This window comes from Kamptonema sp. UHCC 0994 (assembly GCF_029167235.1).
Lineage (GTDB): Bacteria > Cyanobacteriota > Cyanobacteriia > Cyanobacteriales > Microcoleaceae > Kamptonema.
In genome coordinates this window covers 1-6,667 of record NZ_JARFTR010000084.1, presented here as the reverse complement: position 1 = coordinate 6,667, position 6,667 = coordinate 1, and the positions used below count along the sequence as shown (strand labels likewise).

Genomic DNA, 6,667 nt, shown 5'->3' with positions numbered 1-6,667 from the left:
TACCCGCCAGTTTTACCTGAGTCGAACCTAATTCAGTTTCTAATCCCAAAACCTTAGCTAAAGCTTCTTGAAATTGCGCTTCAGTACCCGCCAGTTTTACCTGAGTCGAACCTAATTCAGTTTCTAATCCCAAAACCTTAGCTAAAGCTTCTTGAAATTGCGCTTCAGTACCCGCCAGTTTTACCTGAGTCGAACCTAATTCAGTTTCTAAATCTATTACTTTACCTTGAGCTTCACTAAATTGTTCTTGCCATTGTTCAAGCTCAGATTTAATAATTTTCTTTTGTTTTTCCAGTTGGCGAATTTCTAGCCAGTCTTGAAAAACCCAAGACTGGGAGGTAGATTGCTTAATAAATTCAGCATCACTTACAGCCATTCCGCTACTAAGATTTAAGGCTTTCTCCTCAAGTTCGCTGTAAACTACTAAAGCCTCTGGAAAATACCGATCGATCAAACTCGGCCTGTGAGTTTGTAAAATTTCATTTACTAATAAAGATTTTTCAAAATTATCTGGTGGCGGTGCAGGCAAATCCACCTGAAATTTATTGTTAATTGTTGCTACAAAATCCTCGGCTTTATTACCAACGGCATCAACATGAGCTAAAAAACAACGTTCCGGGAATTGCTGATAAAATTCTAATACTTTTTTGTTATAGTGAATCCACATTTTAACAGCCATTTCTGGGCTATTTAACAAGCTACTATCTGTGGCCCTGCGGTATAGAGAATCTACAACTTCCCAAGGAGAACGATAGACAAATATAACATTGGCATCAGGCAGTAAATTCAGCCAAAAATTTAAGAAAAGAGTTGTGCGCGGATCTTTCCATCCCCAGAGCAAATAACCCTTACTTTTGCGAATAATATTTTGAGCTTGTTCTACATATTCATCTGGAACCGCAATCTCTTTTTGTAAAGTAGACCCCAAATCATCTATACCTTGAGATCGCAAAACAGCCTTGTGAAACTCCACAAAATCAACATTCTCAAAATGTCCCTTAACATTGCCGTAGGCAGGCCCCACCAAGTTTTCGCCAATATTTACCCCTACTTTCTGAAGAAGAGAAGCTGTTAAAGATGTACCGGAGCGGTGCATTCCGGCAACGATAAAAACAGATGATTTAGTCTCAGTTACATTCATAAATTCTATTCTCTTTAGGGATTCCTAAAGCCATCCTCCTCATTCATTTTCTCCAGCTAACCCCATCGCCCGCTTAACTCGAAACCATTCCGCTCTCAACTTCCAAAATTTACTACTCTCCATTGCCATAATTCTAGATTGCGATCGCTCTTTTTCTCCTTGAGTACAGGCTAGCTGAATCTGAGTTTGCTCTAATTGTACCTCAACTGAGGCTAGTTCAGTTTGAGTTTCTCCCAGTTTTTCTTGAGTAGATAATAGCTGAGCTTGTGTTTGCTCTAATTGTCTCATCAAAGCATATAGCTCAGTTTTAGTTTCCTCCAGTTTTTCCTGGGTAAATAATAGCTGACTTTGAGTTTGTTCGAGTTTGGCTTCAGTTGAGAGACTCTGCGCTGCGGATTCCTTCAGCTTCAAAAGTGATTCTAAAGTACAATTTTCTATAACCCATTCCAGACCGGAGTTATTAATGGCTTTAATCATCACTATATCCTGCGGTAAAACCTTATCTTTGCCTAAATAACAACCCCAACCTGAATGCAATGCTGTCTTTGTTTTAAAATATTCAGCAACATCTTCCCGGTCATCAAATGGTCTGCATCTTTGCACAATCTGACCATTTACAAGCACTTGCACTTCCTCGATTCTACCGCCATAATTAAAATCTGCCGCCCAGCCTTCTAGATTAATTCTACCACTAGGAGTAATGTAGGCAACTTCAAGATAACCTTCCGGGTGATGTTTAAAGTTAAAACTTGAAAAATCTTTTACCTTTTCATTACTTACTAAATACAAGTCTTGATATCTACTAATTCCTTTAGGAATCCGGTGAACAACTGCTTTTCCACCACTGACTCGATCGATAATTTTATTAACATATTCCTCGGTTACATAAGTAGTGCCGTATTCTTCTTTATCTAAAGACCGACTCTCACTCAATGGACTAAAAACAATTCCTGAAGGCGGTACTTCCACATGAGCAGGCAAAAGTTCCATGTCCAGTACGCTGAACATAATTAGACCTTGAGGCGATAGTAAATCATACAAATTTTGCATCCAATTTACAAAAGTTTTTTCCGGCATATGGCTGAAGAAAGAACAAGCCAAAATGCAGTCAAACTTTTGCTCAACCACATAATCTTCAGGATTTCTAGTCGAGACAATACCATTAACACCGAAATATTCTTCTTGAAACTTAACCGCATTCGCATAGATATCAGAAACCCAAATCTGTTCCGGCGGTAATTCTTGGATTAAAAAACGAGTAAAACGACCATAACCGCAGGCAAAATCAAGGAAAGATGATACATTGTCAAATTTATCAAAATGCCATTCCACAATCTGTTTAACTGAATCTAAAATCCGGCGACCAATAGCATAGTAACGAACAACAGCCCGATCTCGGTCGTTATCTAAGTTACTCAGGCTATATAAATACATTTCATCATCTTCGCAGATGTTGGGTTTGAAATTTTCAGGAAACTTAGCTTGATTTTCAATAAATACTTTGACAGCGGAGCTTTCTGGCGAATCCATATTCATTTTGACAATAACTTGCATACTATTATTAGACAACCTCACTTTCCTGCTCTTGATTAATAAAATCAGTATTCACAACAGTTAAGCACGGCTCGATTACCAAGTCAACAATTCCATTACTGTGAGACTCCGCACAAGGCTGAACTCTAAACATAGCAACATCAACACAGCGATCTAGATAAGTTAGATCGTCATCTACCATTCCTACCACGCCAGCATTGAGGAAATAAACCCCTGGATTTAACAGACATTTAAACCGAAAATTTACTGAAACTGTTGTACCGGCTTCAACATATTGCAGTGATTGAGACGCAGCATTTAAGGAAGAACCAGCCAACTCAAAACCGCTAATAGTTTTAATCAACATTCCAAACCGAACTTTGGACGTAGATTTAAAGAAAATCACTGAGTAAGTGTAAATATACTCTTGACGACCAATCAAGTGATTAATTACTTTCCCCTTCAGTGTAGTAATGCAAGGATTGATGATTTCAGCACCACGAGAAGGATACCTTACCGTATCAGCAGGTATCATTCCTGGATCGTAAAATTCATAATATTCTATGGCTCTTGAAATTACTGGCTCTTTTTTGATTTCTCCATTTTTTGCCGGTGAATTTCCATTTTTTGTCTCTAAACTAGATTGATGATGATTTTCCGCTTCTTGCTTAACTAATTTATTCAATTCCCGGATTTCAGCTTTCAATTCTTCAGCTTTATCTGGCTCTGCATAAATCATTTTCTGATATTTAGAAATCACCAACTTCGGAGTATGAGTCAGTAGCAATTCCCCATGATCCATTAAAATTGCTGACTTACAAAGTTGAGTAACAGAAGAAGCCGCGTGAGAGACAAAAAGAATAGTCCCTCCTCTTTCTTGAATAATTTGGAGGCGAGCAAAACATTTGCGCTGAAAGGCTTCATCACCCACAGAAAGAGCTTCATCAACTACCAGAATATCAGGGTCTACGCTAGTGGCAACAGCAAAAGCCAACCTAACAAACATCCCACTAGAGTAAGTTTTGACTGGCTGATCGATAAAATCGCCGATGTCAGCAAAAGCCGCTATTTGATCGAATTTATTTTCAGTTTCTTTTTGATTAAATCCGAGCAACTGAGCATTGAAAAATACATTCTGTCTTCCAGTAAATTCAGGATTAAACCCACTTCCTAGCTCTAATAAAGCTGAAATTCTACCTTTAACGTCTACTTCCCCTGTCGTTGGCGTGAGCGTACCGACAATAATTTGTAGAAGCGTACTTTTCCCAGAACCGTTACGGCCAACAATACCTAAAGTTTGCCCCTTGGGAATTTGGATGTTAATGTCTCGCAAAGCCCAAAACTCATCAGCTAGTTTTTTGCCAGGAAAGATCATTTCTTTTAAGCGGTCTACAGGATGTTTGTACCGCTTAAAACATTTGGACACATTTTTTAGTGAAATTACAGTTTCCGTCATGCCGAGATCAAAACTCACTCACTCAAGACACCCCTACAATACATCAGCAAAGGCAGGACGCAATCGCCGATAAACCAAAATGCCTCCGTAAAATACAGCTAGGGAGATTGCGGAGGCTCCTCCCCACTCGGCCCAATGCTTTACTTCACCCAACAGTATGATATCGCGATAAACTTCTGCGATCGCAGCCAAAGGATTTAGCCAAAATATCCAAACTCGCCACTGTTCAGGAATTACAGTCGCAGGATAAACAATAGGCGTTAAATAGAACCAAAGATTTAGGATAACACCTAAACTCTGGGGAATATCGCGCAAAAACACCGTTAATCCCGCAGCCAAATACCCGAAACCCGCCGTCAGCAACAACTGCGGTAGCCAAACCAGCGGCAGCAACCACAAAGTAGCGTGCAGCTTTTGAGACGACACCGCTACTATCGTAATCAACGCAATCAAACCTAGAGAACTCTCAATAAATACCGACAAAATCGGCACCAGCGGCAATAATCCCAAGGGAAATACAACTTTTTTCACTAGATTAGGCTGCCCCATAACAGATACAGCAGCTTTTGTCAAGCCAGTAGTAAAGGCAGTCCAAGGTAGCAAACCTGCGAACAGCCAAACCCCGAAAGTAATATTGCTATTATCCGGGAACCCTTGCAGATTCAGTTTCACCTTGAGAACAATTGAAAAAACATAGGTGTAAATCAGCAGTTGGGATAACTGATTCAGCAGAGGCCACAAGTTACCCAGAATCGAACCTTTGTATTGAGCCTCCAAATCTCGCCGCACCAATGTCAGCAGCAAACTAAGTTTTGTCCCTAACTGGGAGGAAACAGGAAACCTGTGACCAACTCTTCCGGCCTTCTCAACAACGCCTTTCATCGATTTCAGCAATTTTTTCGCCCTCACCCACAACCTACACTTAAAAGTCAAGCTTTCATTGCTTGATACCAGCTTTCTATAATGAACTACCCTGACCGACTATGCAAGGAGCGGGAGATGGGGAACGGGGTGCATAGGGGCGGGGCAGATGGGGCCCTCTTGAGGGAGGGTGCAGGGGGGCGGGGCAGATGGGGAGGATAGGGAAATTTACTTACTCTGTCCCTAGAGATAGGAAAAATTGCTCAAGTCCGTTTAAATTGGGAGAAAGTAAAATTACCCATCCAAAATTTGGGAATGGTACTCTGCTTAGAAATTCTTCACATATAGAGTGACTGTGGTAGTATCTGGATGGCTTTGAGTGGCTGAGGGATGCCAATCAGCTTGATTCCTGTGGTGGAGGAGAATCCAGGAGTGCTAGATAGGATGTCAGTGGGACATAACGTTTTTGCCCAGCGAGGTCAACCCGAACCCCTTCGCATTGGGGTAATTGGGGTTGGCAATATGGGCCAACACCATACACGAGTTTTGAGCTTGTTAAAAGATGTCGAACTCGTGGGTGTTTCAGATATTAATGTGGAGCGAGGGATAGACGTAGCTAGCAAATACCGAGTTCGCTTTTTTGAGGACTATCGAGATTTGCTAAACCACGTAGATGCAGTTTGCGTCGCTGTCCCCACTCGTCTACATCACGCTGTGGGGATGACTTGTCTCCAAGCGGGAATTCACGTATTAATTGAAAAACCGATAGCTGCGAGTATTTCCGAGGCTGAATCTCTGGTAAATGCTGCTGCACAGTCGCACAGCATTTTGCAAGTTGGCCACATCGAACGCTTTAATCCAGCTTTTCAGGAACTCGGCAAAGTGCTGAAGACTGAAGAGTTACTGGCTTTAGAAGCCCACCGTATGAGTCCGTATTCTCAGCGGGCGAACGATGTATCGGTGGTTTTGGATCTCATGATCCACGACATTGACTTGTTACTGGAATTGGCCGCTGCACCAGTGGCTAATCTCACTGCTAGTGGCAGCCGTGCCTCTGACTCCGGTTATTTAGATTACGTGACAGCTACTTTGAACTTTGCTAACGGGATTGTGGCTACCCTGACTGCAAGCAAGGTGACGCACCGCAAGTTGCGTTCGATTGTAGCTCACTGTAAAAATTCTCTGACGGAGGCAGATTTTCTTAATAATGAAATCTTGATTCACCGACAAACGACGGCTAATTATGTGACTGATTACGGTCAGGTGCTTTACCGTCAGGATGGGTTAATTGAGAAGGTTTACACCAGCAATATTGAACCGCTCCATGCAGAATTAGAACATTTTGTCAACTGCGTGCGCGGTGGAAATCAGCCTTCTGTCGGGGGAGAACAGGCTCTAAAAGCTCTGCGTCTAGCAAGTGTAATTGAGCAAATGGCTCTCGATGGTCAAGCTTGGTCGTTACAAGATTCAGAATACAATTTGAATTCTTCAGCGGTTAAGTTTGTTAGTAGTTAACAGTTAGTAGTTAACTGTTAACTGTTAACTGTTAACGGCTAATTAAGGGCAGTATGTACCCAATTAAAAACTTTTATATTGGGTGTCATTGCGAGCGAAGCGAAGCAATCTCAATGCCCTGAGATTGCTTCGCTTCGCTCGCAATGACATCGTTATTGCTC

The 6,667-nt window shown here is 41.5% G+C and carries 5 protein-coding genes; 1 reads left to right on the top strand and 4 read right to left on the bottom strand.

The annotated features are described in order from the left end of the window. The 4 genes from PY364_RS08735 to PY364_RS08720 all read right to left on the bottom strand — a co-directional run. The coding region (locus PY364_RS08735) for a sulfotransferase (RefSeq protein ID WP_275521853.1) at positions 1–1,141 on the bottom strand (1,141 nt) is incomplete at its 3' end. A 39-nt stretch (positions 1,142–1,180) separates the two neighbouring features. Beyond that, positions 1,181–2,710: a methyltransferase gene (locus tag PY364_RS08730; protein ID WP_275521852.1), complete on the bottom strand. Its 1,530-nt coding sequence runs from the start codon at positions 2,708–2,710 to the stop codon at positions 1,181–1,183. Then, on the bottom strand, positions 2,703–4,130 hold the full coding sequence (locus PY364_RS08725; RefSeq protein WP_275521869.1) for an ABC transporter ATP-binding protein: 1,428 nt from the start codon (positions 4,128–4,130) through the stop codon (positions 2,703–2,705). Before PY364_RS08725 ends, PY364_RS08730 begins: the two co-directional genes overlap by 8 nt. Before the next feature lie 33 nt (positions 4,131–4,163). Continuing rightward, the gene (locus tag PY364_RS08720) at positions 4,164–5,012 is read right to left on the bottom strand and encodes an ABC transporter permease (RefSeq protein WP_275521851.1); all 849 of its coding nucleotides are present in this window, start codon (positions 5,010–5,012) and stop codon (positions 4,164–4,166) included. A gap of 423 nt (positions 5,013–5,435) precedes the next feature. Between PY364_RS08720 and PY364_RS08715 the strand changes: the two genes are divergently transcribed. Further along, the gene (locus tag PY364_RS08715) at positions 5,436–6,506 is read left to right on the top strand and encodes a Gfo/Idh/MocA family oxidoreductase (protein WP_275521868.1); all 1,071 of its coding nucleotides are present in this window, start codon (positions 5,436–5,438) and stop codon (positions 6,504–6,506) included. Positions 6,507–6,667 lie beyond the last annotated feature (161 nt).

Excerpts from the sequence above, each read along its gene's own strand:
- PY364_RS08720 (WP_275521851.1), bottom strand. The coding sequence starts at position 5,012 with ATGAAAGGCGTTGTTGAGAAGGCCGGAAGAGTTGGTCACAGGTTTCCT.
- PY364_RS08725 (WP_275521869.1), bottom strand. The coding sequence starts at position 4,130 with ATGACGGAAACTGTAATTTCACTAAAAAATGTGTCCAAATGTTTTAAG.
- PY364_RS08715 (WP_275521868.1), top strand. The coding sequence starts at position 5,436 with ATGTCAGTGGGACATAACGTTTTTGCCCAGCGAGGTCAACCCGAACCC.